Genomic DNA, 21975 nt, shown 5'->3' with positions numbered 1-21975 from the left:
TGCGAACACAGTCGTACGGTGACCTCGCGGGGGACTTGTTGCGTTCATGTCCAATGCGCGTACGAGCGAGGTTGGAGGAACGGATGAAGAGAGCCTTGGGCACGTTCACCGTCACCCTGTTGTGCGCCCTCGGGCTGACGGCCCCCGCGCACGCGGCACCGGCACCGGACCCGGCAACGGCCGTGGCCCCTGCACCCGCACCCGCCCCCACCCCCGGTGACGGTCTCGCCAAGACCCCGCCCATGGGGTTCAACAACTGGAACTCCACGCACTGCGGCCCCGAGTTCAACGAGGACATGGTCAAGGGCATCGCCGACCTGTTCGTCGAGAAGGGCCTGAAGGACAAGGGCTACGAGTACGTGAACCTCGACGACTGCTGGGCCGAGCCCGGCCGCGACGCCGAGGGCAAGCTCGTCCCGAACAAGGAGCGCTTCCCGAACGGGATCGCGGCCGTCGCCGACTACGTCCACTCCAAGGGCCTCAAGCTCGGCATCTACACGAGCGCCGGGACATGGACGTGCAACACCGAGCCGGGGATGCCCGGCGCGCTCGGCCACGAGGAGAGCGACGCCCAGCAGTTCGCGGACTGGGGCGTCGACTACCTCAAGTACGACAACTGCAACAACCAGGGCGTCCCCGCCCGGCAGCGCTACGAGACGATGCGCGAGGCCCTGGAGAAGACCGGCCGCCCCATCGTCTACAGCATCTGCGAGTGGGGCGAGAACAAGCCCTGGGAGTGGGCCGGGGACGTCGGGCACCTGTGGCGCACCACCGGCGACATCGCCGACAACTGGGACAGCATGCTCGGCATCATGAAGCAGAACCTGCCGCTCGCGCCGTACGCGGGCCCGGGCCGCTGGAACGACCCGGACATGCTGGAGGTCGGCAACGGCGGCATGACGGACACCGAGTACCGCACGCACTTCTCGATGTGGGCGATCATGGCCGCGCCGCTGCTCATCGGCTCCGACCTGCGCAAGGCGGGCGACGAGACGCTGGAGATCCTCGGGAACGAGGAGGTCATCGCCGTCGACCAGGACCCGCTCGGCAAGCAGGGGTCCGTCGTCTCGGAGGAGGGCGGCCGCTGGGTCGTCAGCAAGGAGATGAAGGACGGCAGCCGCGCCGTCGCGCTCTTCAACGAGACGGGCGAGGAGCAGACCGTCTCCACCACCGCGAAGGCCGTCGGCCTCCCGGACGCGGGCTCGTACGAGGTCCGTGACCTGTGGAAGCACGAGGACGGGACGTCGGAGGGCGAGATATCGGCCCAGGTCCCGGCCCACGGGACGGTCCTGGTCCGGGTGTCCGCCCCCGGAGACGGGGACGGGAGCGGGGACCAGGGCGGGGCTCAGGACAGGTAGCCCTCGACCTCCGAGGAAGGGCGTACGGAGGCCTCGGCGGGGTTCCCACCAGCCTCGTGCTTGGCGCGGCGCTGGCGGAGCAGGTCCCAGCACTGGTCCAGCTCGCGCTCCAGCCCGGACAGGGCCTCGCGCTCCTCCTCGCCGGTCACGCTGCCCTGGGCGAGCTGCTCGCGCAGCCGGTGCTCGTCGGCCACGAGCTGCTTCACGCGCGCGAGGATCTCGCCCTCGGCACGCCGCTCGCGCTGCTCGTCGGGGGGCTGGCCCATGGGGTCCCACCACCTTCGTGCGGTTCGCCCTCCAGCGTAGGAAGGCGGGCGCGGACCCGCACGCCGGAAGGCGTCCGGCCCGTACGCGCGGCTATGCGGCCGTACGTACGGCTGCGCGGCCGTACGTACGGCTATACGCGCGGGAAGCGGGCCATCAGGTCCCAGACCGCCGGATTGGCGTCGAGGCCCTCGTGCAGGTCGGTGAGGTCCGCGAGCAGGTCGCGGAGGAAGTCGCGGGCCTCCCGGCGCAGCTCCGTGTGGGAGAAGGCGAGCGGCCCCTCATCGGCCGCGGTCCAGTCGGCGGTGATGTCCACCCAGCCGAACCGGCGCGTGAAGCGCAGCCGCTCCGCCGACTCGGTGAAGTCCAGCTCGGCCCGGTGCGGGCCGGGGGAGCGGGCGCCGAGGGGGTCGCGGTCCAGCTCCTCGGCGATGTCGCACAGCGCCCATGCGAAGTCGAGGACGGGCACCCATCCCCATGCTGTGGACAGCTCGCGGTCGGCCTCGGTGTCGGCGAGATAGACGTCCCCGCAGAACAGGTCGTGGCGCAGCGCCCGGACGTCCGCCGTGCGGTAGTCCGTCTGGGGCGGGTCGGGGAAGCGGCGGGAGAGCGAGTAGCCGATGTCGAGCACGGGCCGATGGTGTCACGCGCCTGGACGCGCGAGCGGGGTGGTGCTCCCCCAAGAGCACCACCCCGCCTCGGTCACGGCGCGGACGCCGCCCGCAGAAGCGGAACCGGACCTCAGACGTTGACGCCGAAGTCCTGGGCGATGCCGACGAGGCCCGAGGCGTACCCCTGGCCGACGGCGCGGAACTTCCACTCCGCCCCGTTCCGGTACAGCTCGCCGAAGACCATGGCGGTCTCGGTGGCGGCGTCCTCCGACAGGTCGTAACGCGCGATCTCGGCCTCGCCCGCCTGGTTCACGATGCGGATGAACGCGTTGCGCACCTGGCCGAAGTTCTGGCTGCGGGACTCCGCGTCGTAGATCGAGACCGGGAAGACGATCTTGTCGATCTCGGCGGGCAGGGCCGCGAGATTGACCTTGATCTGCTCGTCGTCGCCCTCGCCCTCACCCGTGACGTTGTCACCGGTGTGGACGATGGACTGGTCCGGCGTCGCCTTGTTGTTGAAGAAGATGAAGTGCTGGTCCGAATAGACCTTGCCCTCGGCGGTCACCGCGATGGCGCTCGCGTCGAGGTCGAAGTCCGTGCCGGTGGTGGTGCGGACGTCCCAGCCGAGGCCGACCGTGACGGCGGTCAGGCCCGGTGCCTCCTTGGTGAGCGAGACGTTGCCGCCCTTGGACAGGCTTACAGCCATGGGAGGAGCCCTTCTGTCGTGATCTTGAGGTCGGTGGTCGTGGGCGCGAGGTTCGCGAGCCCGCGACCTCACACCTTCCACAACGCAGCCGGGGGATGGGCAGGTTCCAGGTTTCTTTGCCTTCTTTACGTTTCCCTGTCGCGACACCCGCTCGGAGGCCCGGAAAAGGGGATGACGCGGGCGGAGCGGGCCGCGACCATGGACGCATGTCCGGTCCCTATGTCATTCGCGGTGCGGTCTCCCTGCCGGAGGCCGAACTGGTGTGGCGTTTTTCTCGTTCCTCGGGCCCGGGCGGCCAGCATGTGAACACCAGCGACAGCCAGGCGGAGCTGCGCTTCGACCTCGCGAAGACCGAGGCGCTGCCCGAGGTGTGGAAGGCGCGCGCCCTGGAGCGGCTCGCGGGACGCCTGACGGACGGCGTCCTCGTCGTACGGGCGAGCGAGCACCGTTCCCAGTGGCGGAACCGGGAGACGGCCGCCGTGCGGATGGCGGCCCTGCTCGCGGAGGCGACGGCTCCGCCCCCGCCGCCCCGCCGCAAGAAGAGGATGCCGCGCGCGATCAACGAGCGCCGGCTGCGCGAGAAGAAGCGCCGGGGAGACGTGAAGCGCGGCCGCTCGGGCGGCGGCTGGGACTGACGGGCCGGACTGAGGCCGCCGGACCGACGCGGCCGGGCGCCGTCCTATAGCCCGGCCCGGCCCGGCAGGGGCCCGCCCCGCGCGGGGTGCACCCCGCCCCACCTCGCATAATTGTTCGGCCCTCACTCCTCCCGCACCTCCCGGAGAACCGCCCCATGCCCGCGCGCACCGTCCTGATCCTCCAGCACGTCGACGTCGAGAAGCCCGGAATGATCCTGGACGCGCTCCAGGACGGCGGCCCCGAGATCGTCGTACGGAACCTGCTGGAGGAGGACCCCGCCGATCTGCCGCCCGTCTCCGGGCTCGCGGGCCTCGTCGTGATGGGCGGCCCCATGAACGCCGACGACCTCGCCGCGTACCCCGCGCTGGAGCGGGAGCGCGCGCTGCTGGCCGAGGCGCTGCGGGAGGGCGTGCCGACCCTGGGGGTGTGCCTGGGCGCGCAGCTCCTGGCCCGCGCGCGGGGGCTCGCCGTGCGCCCCGGTGCCGAGCTGGGCCAGGGGCCCGAGATCGGCTGGGCGCCGCTGCGGGACGTGGACCGCGACGACCCGGTCGTCGGGCCGCTGGCCGACGCCCCCGGGGTGCTGCACTGGCACGGCGACCGCGTCGTCCCCGACGAGGGGACGCGGGTGCTGGCCCGTACGGAGTCGACGGCGTGCCAGGCGTTCCGCGCCGGGCCCGTCGCGTGGGGGCTGCAGTTCCACCTGGAGGTCACGCCGGAGCTGCAGGAGGACTGGCTCGCCGAGCCCTCCTTCGCCGCCGAGGCGACCGGGGCCCTGGGGCCCGACGCGGTCGCGGTGCTCCGGCGGGACGCCCGTACCGTCGCCCCGGCGCTGCGGCCCCTGGCCGAGCGCTCGCTGGGGCACTTCCGCACGCTCGTACGGGAGCGCGCCGCGGGCGGCGGTCAGCCCAGGTTGCGGTAACGCCCCTGGTAGTAGAGGAGGGGGCCGCCCTCGCCCCCGGTGAGGGTGGTGGCGAGGACGCGGCCGATGACCAGGGTGTGGTCACCGGCGCGCACCCGCTGCTCCGTCCGGCACTCGACGGCGGCGAGCGCGCCGTCGACCAGGGGGGCGCCCGAGACCGTGCCGCGCGAGTGCGGCAGGTCCTGGAAGAGGAGCCGGTCGCTGAGCCGCCCCTTCATAGCGAAGCGACCGGCGGCTTGTCGTTGTCCCTCGGTCAGCAGGGAGACGGCCCAGTGGTCCTGGCGGCCGAGCAGCTCGTCCATGCGGGACTCGTCGCGGAGACTCACCATCACCAGGGGCGGGTCGAGGGAGACGGACATGAAGGCCGTGGCGGTCATGCCGACGTCCTCGCCCCGCGCGCCCTCGTCGGGGTCGTGGGCGGTGACGAGCACCACCCCCGCCGCCAGCCGTGCCATGGCGGCCCGGAACTCCTCGTCGCTCACTCCTCCAGCATGGGGCATCTGGTGGGGTACGTGGGCCGTCATCTGCTGCTGCACTGGGTGGGACACGTGACTCACGCTAACGATCTCCGCGCGGGCCCCGCATCGGGCCCGGGGACCAGACCGGGCCTAGGACCAGCGGCCGTTCTGCGGGCGAAACCGGCGCGAAACGGGCGCAAATCGGATGGGAATCGGGCGGGGAGACGAGGGCGTTACGACCGGATTCTCCGCTTCCGGTCTCGATTGTCGACCGCGCGGCGCAGTCAACCAGTAGCACACTGTTGTGACTTGAGTCACAGAGGGCATTAATTGTTGACCCTGTGTACCGGGTGAACAGCTCGCTGTGATTCAGTGGCCGTGGCAGTCGGACCGCGACGTCAGGAAGTCCCGCGAGCACCTGGAGATGACGTACAAGGCTCAGGGGGAGGGCGATGGAAACCGAGTCGGAGCCCTATGTCCGCCTCGCCAGTCTGCGTATGTTGCACCATGTCGTGGCGCAGCTCAATACTGCCCGTAGCCTGGCCGACACGCTCCAGACCGTGGCGGACGGCGTGGTCGAGGGGCTGGGCTTCGAGATCGCGGCGGTGAACCTGGTGCGGGCCGACGGCGATCTCGTCGTCGCCGCCGTCGCGGGCAGCCCGGCGGCCGAGGCGATGATGGCGGGCCGCGTCGGCTCCCGCGCCTCCTGGGAGCGCCGGCTGACGATGGGCGAGCAGTGGGGCTCGCTCCGCTTCATCCCGTACACCGAGGGCTGGGTGCTGGACGACGACGACGTCCCGCAGTGGCACGCGACGGGCATCGTGCCGCAGCACAACGACGGCTGGCACCCCATGGACCGCCTCTTCGCCCCGCTCTACGCCTCGGACGGCGAGCTGCTCGGCGTCCTGTCCGTCGACAAGCCGCGCAACGGCCGCAGGCCCGGCGCCTGGGGCTGCGAGGCCTTGCAGATGTACGCGTCGCAGGCCGCCATCGCGATCAGCAACGCGCGCCTGCGCTCGAACATGCAGCGGGCCCTGGTCCGGCTGGAGCGCGAGCAGCAGGCGCTGCGCGCGAGCGAGGAGAGCTTCCGGCAGGCGTTCGAGTACGCGCCGAGCGGCATGGCCGTCGCCGAGATGGGCGGCGACCAGCACGGGCGGCTGCTGCGGATCAACGACGCGCTGTGCCGCCTGCTGGGCCGCCCCGCCACGGCCATGCGGCGCTACTCCTTCTCCGACCTGGTCCACCCCGAGGACATCGGCACCCTGCTGCGGACCTCCGCCGAGGGCGGCCGGGCCGAGCTGCGCCTCGCGCGGCGCGACGGCTCGTACGTCTGGGTGTCGCTGCGCAACTCGGTCGTGGCCGACGCGGCGGACGGGCCGCGGTATCTGCTGACCCACGTCGAGGACATCGAGGAGCGCAAGCGGCACGAGCTGCAGCTCGCGCACCGCGCCAGCCACGACTCGCTCACCGGCCTGCCCAACAGCGCCGAGCTGCGCGCCCGGCTCAACAGCCGGCTGTGCGCCCAGCCGGGCCGCGGCGGCCCCGCCGTCTCGGACGTCGCGCGCCTGGAGGCCGCGGGCAATCACGAGCTGGGCGCCGCCGACCCCCGGCACGGCTGGGGCACCCACGACCGCACGCCCGGCCTCGGCGCCTTCGAGGCCGCCCGGGGGTACGGGCCCGAGGTGCCGTACGACGGCTCGGAGAACTACGAGGGCACCTGGCAGCCCCAGGACCCGAACGCCCACGCGCACGGCGCCCCCGGCACCCCTGGCGCCCCCGGCGCGTACGGCACCCACGCGCCCCAGGGCGCGTACGAGGGGTACGAGGGCTATGAGGGGTACGACGGATACGCCGCGGACGGTTTCGCCCCGGACGGCTCCCCGCCCCGGGTCGAGGTGCCCGAGGAGTTCGGCGGCCCCGCCCGGCCCGGAGCGCTGCCGTTCACCGTGGGCGGCCCCGGCATCCCCGGGGCGCCGGGCGGGCCCGGCGGCAGGCCGGACCCGCACCATGTGCACGCCAGGCCGCCGGAGGGCGACGGGCCCGGGGAGAAGGGGCTCGCCGTCCTCTTCTGCGACCTGGACGGCTTCAAGTCGATCAACGACCGGTTCGGGCACCACAGCGGCGACGCGGTCCTCGTCGAGGTCGCCCGCCGCCTCTCCGGCGGCGTGCGGGACAACGACACGGTGGCGCGGATGGGCGGCGACGAGTTCGTGGTCCTCGCCGACGGGCTCGGCCCCTCCGAGGCCCAGGACCTCGCCGTCCGGCTGCGGAACGCGATCATTCCGCCGATCCGCGTCGACAACCGCTCGGTGCGGGTCGGCGCGAGCTTCGGCATCGGCTGGGCGGCCTGCGGCATGACGGCCGAGGAGATCCTGCAATCCGCCGACCAGCGGATGTACGTCGAGAAGCGCTCCCGGTCCAAGGGGCAGCGGCGGGCGGGGTGAGGACGGCGGCCCCGGGACGGTTAGCCTCCAGGTGAACTCGCGATGAGTGCCGCGTTGGGCCCCTGCGGCCACGTGTGGATGGTTTGTGGATCATTCTGGGGCAGGCGTCCGGGTAGTCCGGGGGAGGTAGGCTCGCCGGATACCTGACGCAGTAGGGAGTGAAGGGGATGACCGCCGAGAACAACGGCACGGGTGCGGCGCCGGAGGGCGACGAGGACCCGTTCGCCTACCTGTACCGGCAGGAGGGCAGCGCGGGCACGACGGCCCAGCAGCCCGGCGTCCCGCGTCGTTCGTACAACCAGGTCCGCGCGGTCGGCGAGCGGCAGTACGGAGGCGCGCAGGCGCAGACGTACCAGCCGCCGGCACAGCCCCCGACGGTCCCCCCGCAGCAGCAGCCCAACGCGCACTACGCGGCACCCGAGACCATGCCCGGCGGGCGTGCGGCGGCGCGGCAGGGCGGCCAGGGCGCGGGACCCGGCGGCCCGGGGCGCGGCGTCAGGCGGAACAGGAACGGCCTGCTGATCGGCGCCATCGCGGTCGTCGCGGCGGTCGTCGCGGGCATCGGCGCGGCCATCGTCTTCAACGACGACGGCAAGGCCGCGCAGGCCCAGGAGAAGCCCGGCGGCCAGGAGCAGAAGGACAAGGGCGGTCAGGACGACGCCAAGGACAAGGCCAGGGACAAGCCCGCGCCGCCCGCCGGGCTGCCGCCCCGCAAGGACGCGGCGGGCGCGACGCTCGCGGGCGGGGCCGCGCCCGCCAAGGACGTCGCCAAGGCGCAGGGCAAGGGCGGCACGTACGTCGGCGGCATGAACCAGCCCGGCGCCTCGGTCACCTGGACGATGAAGAACATCCCGAAGCCCGGCAAGTACACGGTCTTCGTGCGCTACGGGGTCCCGGGCGAGGACGCCAACTCGACGCTGACGATCAACGGGGAGAAGATCCCCCGGCCCGTCAGCATGAAGAACTTCTCGGGCGCCAAGAAGGGCGACTGGGAGGCGGGCTGGACCAAGACCTTCGCGTGGGTCGACCTGAAGAAGGGCAAGAACCGCGTCCAGATCTCCTGCGGCGACGGCAACAAGTGCAACTTCAACCTCGACCAGTTCTGGCTCAAGGAGGGCTGGGTCAAGAGCTGAGACCCGCCCTTCCCCCGTCCCCGCTCATGCCGGGACGTCCGGCTCCTCCGGCTCGCTGATCCGGACGAGGGGGAGCAGCCGCGCGTACGTGTCGGCGTCGAACTCGCCCGCGGCGGGCGCCCGTACGGTCGCGGCCGACAGCGCGACGGCGCGGGCCAGCATGTCCCGCCACGCCAGCCCCTCGGCGAGCCCCGACAGCAGCGCGGCCACGGCGGAGTCGCCCGCGCCCGTGGGGTTGCCCGCCAGCCGCTCGACCGGGTCGGCGTGCCAGAGGCCGTCGGGGGTGACCAGCAGCATCCCGTCGGCGCCGAGCGAGGCCGCCACCGAACGGGCGCCGCGCCGCTGGGCCCCGCGGGCCGCGCGCAGCGGATCGGTGGTGCCGGTGATGTCGGCCAGCTCCTGGGCGTTCGGCTTGATCAGCTCGGGGCGCGCGGCGAGGCCCCGGCGCAGCGGCTCGCCGCTGGTGTCGAGCAGCGCGGGCACCCCGGCGGCGCGGGCCTCGCGCACGAGCGCCGCGTACGCGCCCACGGGCACGCCGGGCGGCAGGCTGCCGCAGAGCGCGACGGCGCGGACGTCCTCGCGCAGCAGCTCGCGGTAGGCGCCGAGGAAGGCGGTCCACTCGGCGGGCGAGACGTGCGGCCCCGGCTCGTTGAACTGCGTGGTGTCGCCGGTCGTCTCGTCGACGACGCCGACCGTGCGGCGGGTGGTGCCGGAGACGGGGACGAGCGCGTCCCGCACCCCGGGCTCCCCGGCGAGGTGGCCGCGCAGCTCCTCGCCCGTGCCGCCGCCGACGAACCCGGTGACGGTCGCCCCGTGCCCGAGCGCGGCCAGCACGCGGGCCACGTTGAGGCCCTTGCCGCCGGGGCGCTCGGTGACCTCGCGTATCCGGTGCGACGCGTGGGGCTCCAGCCGCCGGACGCGGTACGTCAGGTCGAGCGCGGCATTGAGCGTGACCGTCAGGAACATCGTGCTGCGCACCGCCTTCTCCGCGACGACCTTGTGTGCGCTCTTGCGCGAACGCGTGAGCGATCATGCCAGGGGTGCGGCGCCGCTTCTAGTCCGTGCCCCGACTTGCCCGTGCCCGGCATCGGGGCTGCTCAGGGGCTGCCCCGCGCCGAGCGTCGCAGTCTGCGGCTTGCGCCGTGGCTGGTCGCGCAGTTCCCCGCGCCCCTTGAGGGCACTCCTCGGAGCACCCGTCAGGAGCGCGGGGAACTGCGCGCGCAATCGGAACGTCAGAGCGGGGGTCTGACCACCCACTCACCCCTCCGCATGACGCCCGCCAGGGCGAAGTCCTCGTCCAGGACGACGAGGTCCGCGTACTTGCCCGGCTCCAGGGAGCCCACCTTGTCGTCGACGCCGAGGAGGCGGGCCGGGTTGGCGGAGATGGCCCGGACGACGTCCGGGACCGGAATTCCGTCGACGACGACGGAGCGGCGGAACGCGGAGTCGAGCGTGAGGGTCGAGCCCGCGATGGAGCCGCCCTCGATGAGGCGGGCCACGCCGTCCTTGACCTCGACCTCCAGCGGTCCGAGCGGGTAGCGGCCGTCCTCCATGCCCGCGGCGCCCATCGCGTCGGTGATCAGCGCGACGCGCCCCGCGCCCGCGCTGCCGAACGCCAGCTCCAGCACGGAGGGGTGCAGATGGGTGCCGTCGTTGATCAGCTCGACGGTGACCCGCTCGTCCTCCAGCAGGGCGGGGATCGGGCCCGGCGCGCGGTGGCCGAGCGGCGGCATCGCGTTGAAGAGGTGCGTGGCGACCGTGGCGCCCGCCTCGATGGCCTCCAGCGTGCCGTCGTAGTCCGTGTCGGTGTGGCCGACGGCCGCGATGACGCCGCTCTCGGCGAGCAGCCGTACGGACTCCAGGCCGCCGGGGCGCTCGGGCGCCAGCGTCATCATCTTCGCGGTGCCGCGCGCCGCGTCGAGCAGCTTGCGCACGTCCGCCGGGTCGGGGTCCCGCAGTAGCGCGGGGTCGTGCGCGCCGCGCCGCTCGCAGGAGATGAACGGGCCCTCGAAGTGGACGCCCGCCAGCTCGCCCTGCTCGGCCAGTTCGCCGAGCGCCGCCGCCTGGCGGCACAGGTCGTCGAGGTCGCCGGTGACGGTGGAGGCGACCAGGGTGGTCGTGCCGTGCTCGCGGTGGGTGCGGATGGCGGTCATGGCCTCCTCGGCCGTGCCCGCGGAGAAGGAGGCCCCGCCGCCGCCGTGGATGTGCATGTCCACGAAGCCGGGCACGATCCAGTGGCCCGACAGGTCGAGGCTCGTGTCCGGCGCGCCGGCGCCGACGGCGTCCTCGGCGAGGGTGGCGCCCTCGACGACGAGTCTGCCGTCCTCCCGCACGCCTTCCGGCAGCACCACACGTGCCCCGGTCAGCACCGTTCGCTTGGTCATCGGCTCGCAACCTCCGCGGAGTGAAGATCCCAGGCGAGGAGACCCGCGCCCAGGCAGCCCGCGGCGTCCCCGAGGGCCGCGGGCACGATGGCCGGGAGGGGCTGGAACGTGACCTTCTCGCGGACCGCCTCCCGGAGCGGAACGAAGAGGGTGTCGCCTGCCTCGGCCAGGCCACCGCCGATGATCAGTGTGCGGGGGTCCAGCAGGGTGAGTCCCGTGACGAGGCCGGTGGCGAGCGCGTCGACGGCGTCGCGCCAGACGGCGAGCGCGCGCGGGTCCCCCGACTCGACGGCCTTCGCCGCGTCGGCGGCCGTGGCCTGCGGGTCGCCGCACGCCTCGGCCCAGGCGAGGCCGACGGCGGAGGCGGAGGCCAGCCGCTCCAGGCAGCCGCGCTGCCCGCAGCCGCAGGGCGGCCCGTCGGGGCGTACGACGATGTGGCCGATCTCGCCCGCGGCGCCGTGCGCGCCGGGCTCGACCTTGCCGTCGATGCCGATGGCCCCGGCGATGCCGGTGCCGAGCGGCACGAAGAGGTAGCGGTCGACGCCCTCGCCCGCGCCGATCCGGCCCTCGGCGAGGCCGCCCGTACGGACGTCGTGCCCGAGGGCGACGGGCAGCGGGGGCATGCCGGCGGGGCGGCCGTCGGCGAACCGCTCGCGCAGCAGCGCGCGGAACGGCACGTCGCGCCAGCCGAGGTTGGCGGAGAAGACGGCGATGCCGTTCGCCTCGTCGATGGTGCCGGGCACGGCGACGCCCGCGGCCAGGGGCTCCGTCCCGTACCGCTCGACGCCGAGGGCGCGCAGCTCGGCCGCGAAGGCGAGGACGCCCTCGACCACCGCCTCCGGGCCGCGCTCGCGTTCGGTGGGGCGGCGCGCCTCGTGTAGCAACTCGTTGTCCGCGCCGATCAGGGCGGCCTTCATTCCGGTGCCGCCCACGTCCAGGGCGACCACGTACGGGACAGCGGCGTACGGGACGGCGGCGTAGTCAGAGGTACTCACACGTAGCAGTGTCCCGCGAGAGGACAGAATAGGTCTAGTCCACTTCAGGGGATCTTTCCCGCGGTGTGCCCGTGTGCGGGGGAGGAATGACGGATTCCGTGGCGATGCGCACACTGGTGTAGACCTATGAGGGCACACAAGAGAGACTCGGCGCGCGACACCGCGCAACAGTGCGCAAGTGAACGTACATCGAACATTTACGGGCGCTCAGCACGATCAGCACGACCCGTGGCAGGGAGACACCAGGCCACGGCAGGGGTTTGAGGGGTATCGGAATGATGGAACGACGGCGATTCCTGAGCCTGGCCGCCGCCACGGGCGCGGCCGGTGCCGTCGGGATGACGGCGGCAGGATGCGACTCAGGTCCCGGCTCCGACGAGGTGACCCTCAAGCTCGTCGCCGCCGACTACGGGGACTCCGGGGAGAACAGCTCCGAGAAGTACTGGAAGGACCTCGCGGCGTCCTTCACCGAGAAGCACCCCGGCGTCCGCGTCGACGTCGCCGTCCATAGCTGGTCGGAGGTGGACCGGAAGGTCGCCGAGATGGTCAAGGCGGGCGAGGCGCCGGACCTCGCCCAGATCGGCGCGTACGCCGACTACGCGGCGGAGGGCAAGCTCTACAAGGCCAACGAGCTGCTCTCGATCCCCGTCCAGGCCGACTTCCTCACCGGCCTCGCCGAGGCGGGCGAGGTGCGGCGCGTCCAGTACGGGCTGCCGTTCGTCTCCAGCACCCGGCTGCTCTTCTACAACAAGGACCTCTTCGCGAAGGCCGGGCTCGACCCCGACGACCCGCCGCAGAGCTGGAAGGCCCTCAAGGCCGCCGCGCGGAAGCTCAAGGACGCGGGCGTGAAGTACCCGTACGGGCTGCCGCTCGGGCGCGAGGAGGCACCGGCCGAGACGCTGATCTGGATGCTCGGCGGGGGCGGCGGCTACACCGACACCGTCGGCAACTACACGATCAACTCCGCGGCGAACATCGACACCTTCGCCTGGATCCGCGACAACCTGGTCAAGCCCGGCCTCACCGGCGGCAAGCCAGGACGCATCGACCGGCAGACCCTCTTCGACGCCTTCAGCGAGGGCGACGTCGGCATGCTCAACGGCCACCCCACGCTGATGCAGCAGGCCGACCGCGGCAAGATCTCGTACGGCACCGGCCGTATCCCCGGCAAGGGCGGACCCTCCGAGGCCACGCTCGGCGTCGCCGACTGGATGATGGCCTTCAAGCAGAACGGCCACCGGCTGGAGTGCCGCAAGTTCCTCGACTACGTCTACCGCGAGAAGAACCACTACGCCTTCGCCGACCGCTACGACCTGATGCCGGTCACCACCTCGGCCACCGAGCGGATGCGGGGCGACCGCAGGCACAAGGAGCTGTGGCGCTTCCTGGACCAGCTCCCGGACGCCGAGTTCTACCCCGCGGGCAAGGTCTCCTGGGCCGGGACCAGCGCCGACATCAAGAAGAACATCGGCAAGGCCGTCGAGCCCGGCGGCGACCCCGCCGCCGTCCTCGGGGCCATCCAGCGCTCCGCGGAGTCGGAGGAGCGCTCGGAGTAGGCCCGGTACGTTGGAGAGCATGAGCGAGCAGGGGCAGGGGCTGTCCGACCAGGACGAGGCGATACTCGCGCTGGAACGGGTGGGCTGGTCCGCGCCCGGCACCAAGGAGCGGGCCATACGGGAACGGCTGGGTATCTCGCCGACGAGGTATTACCAGCTCCTCAACGCCCTCCTCGACGACCCCCGCGCCCTCGCCCACGACCCGGTCACCGTCAACCGCCTGCGCCGCCGCCGCCAGGAACGCCGGGACCGGACGCGCTAGGCCCGGACGCGGCAGACCTCGCCCGGGCCTCGGGGGCGCGGAACGTACGGCGGTAGGCCGCCGGGGTGGTGCCCAGCTCCCGGCGGAAGTGCTGGCGCAGCCCGTCGGCCGTGCCCAGACCGCTGCGCGCCGCCACCGACTCCACGGGCAGCTCGGTGGACTCCAGCAGCTCGCGGGCGCGCGCGAGGCGCTGCCGGTTGAGCCACTTCAGCGGAGTCGTGCCCGTCTCCCCCGCGAAGTGACGGCCGAAGGAACGGGTGCTCATGCCCGCCCGCGCCGCCAGGTCCCCGATCGCGAGCGGCTCGTGCAGCCGCGCCAGCGCCCAGTCGAGGACGGGCGCCAGCGCGTCCTCGGACCGGACGGGAACCGGCGGCGCCGGCACGTACTGCGCCTGGTCGCCCTCCCGGTGCGGGGCCACCACCAGGCGGCGGGCCACCTCGGCGGCAGCGGCGGCGCCGAAGTCGCGCCGGACGAGGTGCAGGCACAGGTCGATCGCGGCGGCGGTGCCCGCGCTGGTGAGGACCTGGCCGTCGTCGACGTAGAGGGAGTGTTCGTCGACCCGGACCGAGGGGAACCGGCGACGCAGCTCGTCCGCGTACATCCAGTGCGTCGCCGCCGTACGCCCGTCCAGCAGACCCGCCTCCGCCAGGACGAACGCCCCCGAGCACAGGGAGGCGATCCGCGCGCCCCGCGCGTACGCCGCGCGCAGGGCCTCCAGCAGCTCGGGCCGCGAGACGTGGTCGCCCATGACGCAGGCCGGGACCACGACCAGGTCCGCCTCGGCGACCGCCTCCAGCCCGCGCTCCGTCTCCAGCCGGAGGCCCCGCGCGAGGTGGCCGCCGCCGTCCGGGGCCGTGCCGCAGAGCGTGAGCGCGTAACGCGGCTCCTCGAAGACGGCGCAGGGGACGGCCAGTTCGAAGAGGGCCGTGTGCTCCAGGACGGGGACGGTGACGCGGACACGGTCCGGGGGCGCGGGGCTCATGGCGGGGCTGCTCATGGCGGGGCTCATGGCGTAAATCTACGGGGCCCTGTCTTTTACGCCAATGGTGCGCGGGGCGCCCCGCGCACAGGGTGGGCCCATGCGACGTACGAGGACGTTCCAGCTCACCGGCGCCGGGATGGCCGCCATCGGGGTCTCCTTCGGCTTCGCCCGCTACGGCTACGGGCTCTTCCTCCCCGAGTTCCGCGCCGACTTCGGGCTGTCCGTCACGGACGTAGGGCTGATCGGCAGCGCGAGCTACGCCGGTTACCTCGCCGCGCTGCTCGTGGTCGGCGCCCTCGTCGCCCGGCTCGGCCCCCGGCCGCTGGTGGTGACCGGCGGCCTGTGCGCGGCGACGGGCAGCCTGGTCGTCGCGTCGGCGGACAGCACGGCCTGGCTGGTCGGCGGGCTGGTGCTGGCCGGGAGCAGCCCCGGCTGGGCCTGGGCGCCGTACTCGGACGCCGTCGACCGGCTGGTGCCGCGTGCGCGTCAGCAGGCCGTGGCGGGCGCCATCGCCACCGGTACGGCGTGCGCCGTCGCCGTCTCCGGCCCGCTCGCGCTGATCGGGCACGGCACGGGCTGGCGGCCGGTGTGGACGCTCTTCGGGGCGGCGGCCCTGGCCGCCACGCTCTGGAACGCCCGCGTCCTGCCGAGCGGTCCGCACGGCGCCGCGCGGACCGCCCCCGTCCGCTCATGGCCGGGCCCGCGCTGGTTCCTGCGGCCCGGCGCCGTGCCGGTGCATCTGACGGCGGTGCTGTACGGGCTCGTCGGGGCCGTCTACTGGGCGTTCGCGGTGGAGGCGGTGGAGGCGAGCGCCGGGGGGAGCGTGGCCGCCGTCCCGGTGTTCTGGACGGCGATGGGGCTCGCGGGGGTCGCGGGCGTGCTGACGGGTGGCGCCATCGGGCGGTTCGGGCTGCGCCGCGTGCACACCGTGTTGTTCGCGGGGATGGCCGTGGCGACCGCGCTGCTGGCGGCAGCGCCGGGCTCGCCGCCCGCGCTGCTCCTCTCCGCGGTGCTGTACGGGCCGTGCTTCATGGCGGGCTCCGGCCTGCTGGCGGTATGGAGCCACCGTGTCTTTCCCGACCAGCCCTCGACGGGCTTCAGCGCCACGGTCTTCTTCCTCGGCCTGGGCACGCTGGCGGGGCCCGCCGTGCTCGGGCTCGCCGCCGACACGTACGGCCTGCGCCTCGCCCTCGCCGTGACGGCGGCTCTGGGCACCCTCTCCCTGGCGGTACGCCCCCGAACCGAGCGCTCCACCCGGGAGAGAGAAGCCGAGGTGTGCCCCGTCGGACGTGCCCCGTGAGGGGCGCGGGGAACTGCGCGAGCGGGGCACGGCCGCAGACCGCCCGAGCTCAGGGGCCTGCCCCTTCACGGTCGTCCCTCTAGGCTTCAGGCATGCCATTCGCTGAGCCTCTGACGGGTGCCGGGAGAGAAGGGCTGGACGCGTTGCTCCGCGTCCCCGAACACGCGGTGCTCGCGCTCGACTTCGACGGGACGCTGGCGCCCATCGTGCCGGACCCGGCGAAGGCGCGGGCCCACCCGGGGGCCGTGCCCGCGCTCGCGCGGCTCGCGCCGCGGCTGCGGGCCGTCGCCGTGATCACCGGGCGCCCCGCCGAGGAGGCCGTCGCGTACGGCGGGTTCGCCGCCGTCGAGGGGCTCGGACACCTCACCGTGCTCGGCGCGTACGGCGCCGAGCGCTGGGACGCCGCCACCGGCGAGGTGCACGCCGCGCCCCCGCCGCCCGGCGTCGCGGCCGTACGGGCCGGACTCCCGCCGCTCCTCGCGGAGCTGGGCGCGCCCGAGGGCACCTGGACCGAGGACAAGGGCCGGGCCCTCGCCGTCCACACCCGGCGCACGGCCGACCCCGACGGCGCCCTCGCCCTCCTCCGCGAGCCCCTCGCCGCGCTCGCCGCCCGCCACGGGCTGATCGTCGAGCCCGGCCGCATGGTGCTCGAACTCCGCCCGCCGGGCGCCGACAAGGGCGCCGCGCTCAGGGAGTTCGTACGGGAGAAGACGGCGCGGGCCGTCGCGTACGCGGGCGACGACCTGGGCGACCTGGCCGCCTACGGGGCGGTCGAGGAGCTGCGGGGCGAGGGCGTGCCCGGCCTGCTGGTGTGCAGCTCGGCCACCGGCACGGGCGAGTCGGTGCCCGAACTGGCCGCCCGGGCGGATGTGCTGGTGCCGGGCCCCGAGGGCGTCGTCGCCTTCCTGGAGGAGCTGGCGGAGGAGCTGTCAGGCGCGTAGCGCGTCGAGCTGGTCCAGGAACCACTGGGCGGGCGGCAGCGCGGTGGCCGCCGTCGCGAGCCGCTTCGTGCGCTCGGCGCGCGCGGACCGCTCCAGCGTGAGCCCCGCGTGCAGCGCCTCGGCCGTGCCCCGCACGTCGTACGGGTTGACCTCGAACGCGTCCTCGCGCAGCTCCTCGTACGCGCCCGCCTCGCGCGAGAGGACCAGGGCGCAGCCCTCGTCGGAGACGACGGGGACCTCCTTCGCGACGAGGTTCATCCCGTCGCGGATCGGATTGACCAGCGCGACGTCCGCGAGGCGGTACGCCGCGAGGGAGCGCGCGAAGTCGTCCTCGACGTGCAGGAGGACGGGCGTCCAGCCCGGGACGCCGAACTCCTCGTTGATCCCCTCCGCGACGCGCGCGACCTCCTCCGTGTAGGCGCGGTAGACCCTCAGGTCCTGGCGCGAGGGGTAGGCGAACGCGAGGTGCACGACGCGCTCGCGCCACTCGGGCCGGTCGGCGAGCAGCCGCCGGTACGCGTGCAGGCCGCGCACGATGTTCTTCGACAGCTCGGTGCGGTCCACCCGGACGACCGTCCTGCGGGCCGCTCCGTCCGGGCCGTGCCCGATCTGCTCGCGCAACTGCTCCATCCGCCCGGCCACGTCCGCGCGGTGCGCGCGCTCGCGCAGGAAGTCCGCGTCGGCCCCGAGCCCGTGCACGCCGATCGCGGTCGTACCTTCCTCGTGGATCACGCGGAAGGGCTCCCGCCGCACCTCCGCGCCCAGCACCCGCGCGCAGCAGTCCGCGAACGCCTCCGCCCAGCGCAGGGTCAGGAACGCCGCCCGGTCGGCGCCGAGGATCCCGCGCAGCACCTCCCCGGCCACGTCGTCGGGCAGCATCCTGTAGTAGTCCGGCGGCGCCCAGGGCGTGTGCGAGAAGTGGCCGATGCGCAGGTCGGGCCGCCGCTCGCGGAGCAGCCGGGGGACGAGCGTGAGGTGGTAGTCCTGCACCAGCACCGCCGCGCCGTGCCCCGCCTCCTCGGCGAGCGCGTCGGCGAACGCGGTGTTGTACGCCTCGTAGTCCGCCCACTCCCGGGCGAACTCCGCGTCGAAGGAGGGCTCCAGCGGCGTCTCGTACAGCATGTGGTGGACGAACCACAGCACCGAGTTGGCCACCCCGTGGTACGCGGCCTCGAAGACCTCGGGTGCGATGTCCAGCATCCGTACGGCCTGGCCGCCCGTGTCCTCGGGGGTCAGCCGCTGCCCGGCCCGCCGGGCCGCCTCCCGGTCGCCCTCGCCGAGCGCCGCGCAGACCCATACGGCCCCCGCGCCGGGCCCGATCGCCGAGAGACCGGAGACGAGTCCGCCGCCGCCGCGCCGGGGGGTGAGCCCGCCGTCGGCCCCGAGGGCATACGCGACGGGGCCCCGGTTGGACGCCACAAGTACCTGGGAAGATGCGCCAGCGGCCATGCGCGGAGCTTAGCCGTCGGCCCTCGCGCTCAAACGTATGTGCCGCGCGGCGCGTACTCCGGAACGGTGCGCATCGGCGGGCGCTCCTCGGTCACCAGGACGTGGTCCCTCGGCACGAACGCGCCGGAGGCGTCCCGGTCGAACTGGATGAGCGGGGTCAGGCCCCGGCCGCTGCCCCGGGGCAGCCGCCGCTCCGCCGTCGCGTAGATCGCCGCGGCCATGCGGCCCAGGGCCTGGCCGTCCTGGTGGCGGTGGTGGCGCACGCCGACGTCGACCTGGGCGAGCGCGTCGAGGCCCGCGGTCTCCAGCGCGTCGATGAGCAGGGCCAGCTCCACCCCGTACCCCACGGGGAAGGGCAGGCGCTCCAGCAGCGAGCGCCGCGCCGCGTACTCCCCGCCCAGCGGCTGGACGACGCCGGCCAGGCGCGGCCAGTGCAGGTTCAGCAGCGGGCGGGCCACCAGCTCCGTCACCCGGCCCCCGCCCGCCGGGAGACCGTCCAGCGGGCGGTCGTACATGGCCTTCACGAACGCGACGTCCGGGTCGGTGAGCAGCGGGCCGACGATGCCGGAGACGAAGGACGCGGAGAACTCGCGCAGGTCGGCGTCGACGAAGCAGACGACGTCGCCGTGCGTGGCCAGCAGCGAGCGCCACAGGACCTCGCCCTTGCCGGGGCTGGGCGGCAGCCGGGGCAGCACCTCGTCGCGGTGGATCACCTTGGCGCCCGCCGCCGCGGCGACCTCGGCGGTACGGTCGGTCGAGCCGGAGTCCATCACCACCAGCTCGTCGACGAGCGCGGACAGGTCGCGGCGGATGACGGAGACGATGCGGCCGACCGTCTCCTCCTCGTCCAGCGCGGGCAGGACCACGCTGACCGTGGTGCCGGTGCGGCGCTTGGCGGCGAGGAGCTGGTCGAGCGGCCGGTCGGCGGCGTTCCAAGAGCGGCGCCGCAGCCAGTGGCCCACTTCGTCGAGCACGGGCGCGCCTTCCTGTGATCCATCTCGCGGTTCGGACGACTATCTCAAGTGTCAGAGGTGTCGGTTACAGTCTTGAACAACGCGCGTGAACCTCGCATGCCGGGGTTCGCACGTGAGATGTGACAAATGCCTGGCCTGCGGGCCAGCGCCATAGCAGCTCATCCAGAGGGGCAGAGGGAACGGCCCGTTGAAGCCCCGGCAACCATCCCGCGAGCCACGCCATTCGTCCGGCGAGGCCCCGCGTGGGGACGGTGCCAATTCCGGCCCGTGACGAGATCCGCCACGGGGAAGATGAGGAGAAAGGGCCTCGCCTCCATGGCTGTGCAAGCAGTGGAAAGCACCACCGGCACCTCCGCCGCCACCACCTCCGCGTACGATCTCGGTCCCGCCGTCGCGCTCTCCTGCCGTGAGTGCGGCACCCGCACCCCGCTCGGCCCCAGCTTCGTGTGCCTGGAGTGTTTCGGGCCGCTGGAGGTGGCCTACGAGCTGCCGGGCGGCGACCCCGAGGCGCTCCGCGCCCGTATCGCGGCGGGCCCGGCGAACATGTGGCGGTACGCCCCGCTGCTCCCCGTCCCCTCCGACGTGGCGGCGAAGCCGAACCTGAACCCGGGCCTCACCCCGCTCGTCCAGGCCGACCGCCTCGCGGCCGAGCTGGGCGTCACCGGCGGGCTGTACGTGAAGGACGACTCCGGCAATCCGACGCACTCCTTCAAGGACCGCCCGGTCGCCATCGCGCTGGAGGCCGCCCGCGCCTTCGGCTTCACCACGCTCTCCTGCTCCTCCACCGGCAATCTGGCCGGTGCCGTCGGCGCCGCCGCGGCCCGCGCGGGCCTGCGCTCCTGCGTCTTCATCCCGGACGGCCTGGAGCAGTCCAAGGTCGTCATGGCCGCGGTCTACGGGGGCGAGCTGGTCGCCATCGACGGCACCTACGACGACGTGAACCGCTTCTGCTCCGAGCTGATCGGCGACCCGCTCGGCGAGGGCTGGGGCTTCACCAACGTCAATCTGCGTCCGTTCTACGCGGAGGGGTCCAAGACCCTGGCGTACGAGATCTGCGAGCAGCTCGGCTGGGAGCTGCCCGACCAGATCGTGATCCCGGTCGCCTCGGGCTGCCAGCTCGTGAAGATCGACAAGGGGCTGCGCGAGCTGGTGAGGCTGGGCCTGGTCGAGGACAAGCCGTTCCAGATCTTCGCCGCGCAGGCCGAGGGCTGCTCGCCGGTCTCGCGCGCGTACAAGGACGGGACCGACGCGGTCCGCCCCGTCAAGAAGCCGGACACCATCGCCAAGTCCCTCGCCATCGGCGACCCGGCGGACGGGCCGTACGTCATCGACATCTGCCGCCGCACCGGCGGCGCGGTGGACGATGTGAACGACGAGCAGATCGTCGACGCGATGAAGCTGCTGGCCCGCACCGAGGGCGTCTTCGCGGAGACCGCGGGCGGGGTCACGCTGGGCGTCACCCGCAAGCTGATCGAGTCCGGCGCGATCGACCCCTCGCTCACCACGGTCGTGCTGAACACGGGCGACGGGCTCAAGACGCTGGACGCCGTGGCGCCGACCTCGCGGCCCACGGCCGTCATCCGCCCCAGCCTCGACGCGTTCCGCGACGCCGGGCTCGCCTGAGCGCCCGAGCGTCCGGGCCCCGCCCCCAGAGAGGAAGAAGAAGCATGAGCGTGAACGTCCGCATCCCCACCATCCTCCGCACCTACACCGGCGGGCAGGCCGAGGTGAGCGCCGAGGGCGCGACCCTCAGCGAGGTCCTGGCCGACCTGGAGAAGAACCACGCCGGTATCGGCGCCCGCGTGCTCGACGACACGGGCAAGCTCCGCCGCTTCGTGAACGTGTACGTGAACGACGACGACGTGCGCTTCGAGCAGGGCCTGGAGACGCCGACGCCGGACGGCGCGGGCATTTCGATCATTCCGGCGGTCGCCGGCGGCTGAAAGATCGAATCCACACGGAATCGCCCCTTCGCCGACAGGCGGAGTGGGCGATTCCGCGTTTCGGAAGGCGGTAGAGTGACGGGAGTCCCTCCCGCGCGTTTGCCGAACGCATATGAGAACGCGACAAGTTGTGCCCGAAATCGGGGTGCTAATTGTCGTGTAGGTCCCCTATGCCCGGCCCGACTTGCCCTGCTTTCCCCGCGGTTGAGGAGATTTATCCGATCGGCCGTGCCCAGAATTCTCGTCCGATTGACCTGTTGCGGAGGGCGTCCGTGCAGATACATTCAGCGGCGGTCGACGCGTTCCGGCGCACGCCCCCTCCGGATTGGTCCCGGTTTGGGGGTGAGGTCTGACCCGGGTTCGCGAGGTGCGGGCTCGTGCAAGGGCCAGTAATAGGGGAGTTAGGAATGGCTCAGGGCACCGTCAAGTGGTTCAACGCGGAGAAGGGGTACGGCTTCATCGCGGTCGACGGTGGTGCGGACGTGTTCGTCCACTACAGCGCGATTCAGATGGACGGTTACCGCACCCTGGATGAAGGGCAGCGGGTCGAGTTCGAGATCTCGCAGGGTCAGAAGGGGCCGCAGGCGGACATGGTCCGCGTGACCGGCTGAGCGCCGACCGGACTGCGCGAACTGAGAGGAGGGGCCGCACCCCGGACGG

At 73.2% G+C, this 21975-nt stretch carries 21 protein-coding genes, 1 pseudogene and 1 riboswitch; of the genes and pseudogenes, 12 read left to right on the top strand and 10 right to left on the bottom strand.

Features of this window, described 5'->3' with window-relative positions; genetic code table 11:
* Positions 1 to 83 precede the first annotated feature (83 nt).
* A pseudogene (locus ABD343_RS02645) lies at positions 84 to 1307 on the top strand (glycoside hydrolase family 27 protein); the annotation flags it as partial.
* A 38-nt stretch (positions 1308 to 1345) separates the two neighbouring features.
* Here ABD343_RS02645 and ABD343_RS02640 read toward each other — a convergent pair.
* From ABD343_RS02640 to ABD343_RS02630, 3 genes are all read right to left on the bottom strand, one after another.
* Positions 1346 to 1624, bottom strand: coding sequence for a DUF2630 family protein (locus ABD343_RS02640; RefSeq protein ID WP_344523484.1), 279 nt, complete (start codon positions 1622 to 1624; stop codon positions 1346 to 1348).
* Between the two features lie 131 nt (positions 1625 to 1755).
* On the bottom strand, positions 1756 to 2253 hold the full coding sequence (locus ABD343_RS02635; RefSeq protein ID WP_344523482.1) for a hypothetical protein: 498 nt from the start codon (positions 2251 to 2253) through the stop codon (positions 1756 to 1758).
* A 110-nt stretch (positions 2254 to 2363) separates the two neighbouring features.
* A complete protein-coding gene (locus ABD343_RS02630; RefSeq protein WP_344523480.1) occupies positions 2364 to 2939 on the bottom strand; it encodes a TerD family protein in 576 nt (191 codons plus the stop codon).
* Between the two features lie 206 nt (positions 2940 to 3145).
* Here ABD343_RS02630 and arfB point away from each other — a divergent pair, with 206 nt between their 5' ends.
* On the top strand, positions 3146 to 3574 hold the full coding sequence (gene arfB, locus ABD343_RS02625) for an alternative ribosome rescue aminoacyl-tRNA hydrolase ArfB (RefSeq protein ID WP_344523478.1): 429 nt from the start codon (positions 3146 to 3148) through the stop codon (positions 3572 to 3574).
* A 155-nt stretch (positions 3575 to 3729) separates the two neighbouring features.
* Positions 3730 to 4494, top strand: coding sequence for a type 1 glutamine amidotransferase (locus ABD343_RS02620; RefSeq protein WP_344523476.1), 765 nt, complete (start codon positions 3730 to 3732; stop codon positions 4492 to 4494).
* Here the strand turns inward: ABD343_RS02620 and ABD343_RS02615 are convergent.
* Positions 4476 to 5018: a flavin reductase family protein gene (locus ABD343_RS02615; protein ID WP_344524359.1), complete on the bottom strand. Its 543-nt coding sequence runs from the start codon at positions 5016 to 5018 to the stop codon at positions 4476 to 4478. The genes ABD343_RS02620 and ABD343_RS02615 overlap by 19 nt on opposite strands.
* Positions 5019 to 5404: 386 nt before the next feature.
* Between ABD343_RS02615 and ABD343_RS02610 the strand changes: the two genes are divergently transcribed.
* Entirely contained in the window at positions 5405 to 7396 is a 1992-nt protein-coding gene (locus ABD343_RS02610) for a sensor domain-containing diguanylate cyclase (protein ID WP_344523474.1), read from the top strand.
* Positions 7397 to 7563: 167 nt separating this feature from the next.
* A complete protein-coding gene (locus ABD343_RS02605; protein ID WP_344523472.1) occupies positions 7564 to 8529 on the top strand; it encodes a carbohydrate-binding protein in 966 nt (321 codons plus the stop codon).
* A gap of 24 nt (positions 8530 to 8553) precedes the next feature.
* Here ABD343_RS02605 and ABD343_RS02600 read toward each other — a convergent pair whose 3' ends face one another.
* The 3 genes from ABD343_RS02600 to ABD343_RS02590 all read right to left on the bottom strand — a co-directional run bounded on the left by ABD343_RS02600 (position 8554) and on the right by ABD343_RS02590 (position 11908).
* A complete protein-coding gene (locus ABD343_RS02600; RefSeq protein ID WP_344524357.1) occupies positions 8554 to 9495 on the bottom strand; it encodes a 1-phosphofructokinase family hexose kinase in 942 nt (313 codons plus the stop codon).
* A 266-nt stretch (positions 9496 to 9761) separates the two neighbouring features.
* Entirely contained in the window at positions 9762 to 10913 is a 1152-nt protein-coding gene (nagA, locus tag ABD343_RS02595; protein ID WP_344523470.1) for an N-acetylglucosamine-6-phosphate deacetylase, read from the bottom strand.
* The gene (locus tag ABD343_RS02590) at positions 10910 to 11908 is read right to left on the bottom strand and encodes an ROK family protein (RefSeq protein ID WP_344523468.1); all 999 of its coding nucleotides are present in this window, start codon (positions 11906 to 11908) and stop codon (positions 10910 to 10912) included. Before ABD343_RS02590 ends, nagA begins: the two co-directional genes overlap by 4 nt.
* Before the next feature lie 278 nt (positions 11909 to 12186).
* On the opposite strand from ABD343_RS02590, the gene ABD343_RS02585 reads away from it, so the two are divergent.
* Together ABD343_RS02585 and ABD343_RS02580 are read left to right on the top strand one after the other, a co-directional pair.
* Positions 12187 to 13464 (top strand): extracellular solute-binding protein, encoded by a 1278-nt coding sequence (locus ABD343_RS02585; RefSeq protein WP_344524355.1) that lies wholly within the window; start codon positions 12187 to 12189, stop codon positions 13462 to 13464.
* A gap of 19 nt (positions 13465 to 13483) precedes the next feature.
* Complete coding sequence (locus tag ABD343_RS02580; RefSeq protein WP_344523466.1) at positions 13484 to 13726, top strand: DUF3263 domain-containing protein; 243 nt, start codon at positions 13484 to 13486, stop codon at positions 13724 to 13726.
* Here ABD343_RS02580 and ABD343_RS02575 read toward each other — a convergent pair.
* Positions 13677 to 14708: a GlxA family transcriptional regulator gene (locus tag ABD343_RS02575; RefSeq protein WP_425578095.1), complete on the bottom strand. Its 1032-nt coding sequence runs from the start codon at positions 14706 to 14708 to the stop codon at positions 13677 to 13679. The two genes, ABD343_RS02580 and ABD343_RS02575, sit on opposite strands and share 50 nt — an antisense overlap.
* A 97-nt stretch (positions 14709 to 14805) precedes the next feature.
* On the opposite strand from ABD343_RS02575, the gene ABD343_RS02570 reads away from it, so the two are divergent.
* Positions 14806 to 16008 carry a YbfB/YjiJ family MFS transporter gene (locus ABD343_RS02570; protein ID WP_344523462.1) on the top strand — a complete coding sequence of 401 codons (1203 nt, stop codon included), beginning with the start codon at positions 14806 to 14808 and terminating at the stop codon, positions 16006 to 16008.
* 92 nt (positions 16009 to 16100) lie between these two features.
* On the top strand, positions 16101 to 16949 hold the full coding sequence (gene otsB, locus ABD343_RS02565) for a trehalose-phosphatase (RefSeq protein WP_344523460.1): 849 nt from the start codon (positions 16101 to 16103) through the stop codon (positions 16947 to 16949).
* Here the strand turns inward: otsB and ABD343_RS02560 are convergent.
* Positions 16938 to 18398 (bottom strand): alpha,alpha-trehalose-phosphate synthase (UDP-forming), encoded by a 1461-nt coding sequence (locus tag ABD343_RS02560; protein WP_344523458.1) that lies wholly within the window; start codon positions 18396 to 18398, stop codon positions 16938 to 16940. The two genes, otsB and ABD343_RS02560, sit on opposite strands and share 12 nt — an antisense overlap.
* A 29-nt stretch (positions 18399 to 18427) precedes the next feature.
* Positions 18428 to 19372 carry a glucosyl-3-phosphoglycerate synthase gene (locus ABD343_RS02555; protein WP_344523456.1) on the bottom strand — a complete coding sequence of 315 codons (945 nt, stop codon included), beginning with the start codon at positions 19370 to 19372 and terminating at the stop codon, positions 18428 to 18430.
* Positions 19373 to 19527: 155 nt separating this feature from the next.
* Positions 19528 to 19670: riboswitch (SAM riboswitch) on the top strand.
* Between the two features lie 17 nt (positions 19671 to 19687).
* Here ABD343_RS02555 and thrC point away from each other — a divergent pair.
* The 3 genes from thrC to ABD343_RS02540 all read left to right on the top strand — a co-directional run bounded on the left by thrC (position 19688) and on the right by ABD343_RS02540 (position 21926).
* Positions 19688 to 20995, top strand: coding sequence for a threonine synthase (gene thrC / locus ABD343_RS02550; RefSeq protein WP_344523454.1), 1308 nt, complete (start codon positions 19688 to 19690; stop codon positions 20993 to 20995).
* Positions 20996 to 21039: 44 nt separating this feature from the next.
* Positions 21040 to 21315, top strand: coding sequence for a MoaD/ThiS family protein (locus ABD343_RS02545; protein WP_344523452.1), 276 nt, complete (start codon positions 21040 to 21042; stop codon positions 21313 to 21315).
* Between the two features lie 407 nt (positions 21316 to 21722).
* Entirely contained in the window at positions 21723 to 21926 is a 204-nt protein-coding gene (locus ABD343_RS02540; RefSeq protein WP_016472377.1) for a cold-shock protein, read from the top strand.
* Positions 21927 to 21975 lie beyond the last annotated feature (49 nt).

Source organism: Streptomyces albiaxialis, assembly GCF_039530985.1.
GTDB classification, from domain to species: domain Bacteria; phylum Actinomycetota; class Actinomycetes; order Streptomycetales; family Streptomycetaceae; genus Streptomyces; species Streptomyces albiaxialis.
The sequence above is the reverse complement of the archived record's forward strand: the minus strand, read 5'-3'. Positions and strand labels throughout refer to the sequence as shown.